This window comes from Bacillus sp. C1 (assembly GCF_054570475.1).
The window spans coordinates 1-947 of sequence record NZ_JBTMZT010000034.1; the positions used below are offsets into that span (position 1 = coordinate 1).

General features: G+C 41.4%; 1 protein-coding gene. It reads right to left on the reverse strand.

What is annotated here, in order from left to right; genetic code table 11:
• Positions 1-947, reverse strand: a 947-nt coding sequence (locus tag ACX5JI_RS26380) for an AMP-binding protein (protein WP_459503931.1), incomplete at both ends; no start/stop codon positions are given.

Sequence of the window (947 nt, forward strand, 5' to 3'; positions counted from 1 at the left end):
GCACGATTCCAGTACCCTCTAGCTAAACCTTCTCCTCCAATACATAACTCACCCGGCACTCCGATCGGTTGAAGCTGGTGATTACGATTGACAATATATATCTTTTTATTATGATTTGGTTTTCCAATTGGTGGCTTTTCCATATCCTCTGTACATAGTCCGACTGTACTACCTACTGTCGCTTCTGTTGGTCCGTATGCATTGATAAATTTCCGCCCTTTTCCCCATACTTTCACTAAATCCGCTGAACATGCTTCTCCCGCTGTAATAATTGTCGTTAAATCGGGTAAATCCTCATACGGAAGTGCTCGTAAAACTGATGGCGGGAACACAACAGATGCAATTTTATTTTCTTTCAACCACGCAACAAACTCCGCACCAGAAAGCAATAGCTCTTTTCGTGCCATATATAGCGTCGCCCCTGTTAGTAAAGTAGGGAAGATTTCACCTACGGAGGAATCAAAACTAAAAGAGGCAAATTGTAATACATGGCTATTCGGAACAATGCCATATGTTTCAGCGATTAAACAGAAATTGCTTACACCTTGATGTTCGAGCATAACCCCTTTTGGTTTCCCGGTAGAACCTGACGTATAAATCATATAAGCCAAATCGTTCGGCTCGTTTATTTGTTCAAGATTCGCCGCTTCTCCTTGATATAAGGTTGAATCATCAATTTCTATCACTTCTCCAGCATATCCTTTTGGAACATATAACCGCTTTTGTTTCAATAAATACTTCGCACCACTATCTTCTAACATATATTGAATTCGTTCACTTGGATATGTTGGATCAATCGGAACATAAGCTGCCCCTGCTTTTAAAACACCTAGCACACCGACAATTGCTTCAATAGAGCGGTCTACCATAATCCCAACAAACGCTTCTCGCTCCACACCTTTCTCTCGTAACACACGAGCAACTTGATTTGCCCGTTCATTCAACTC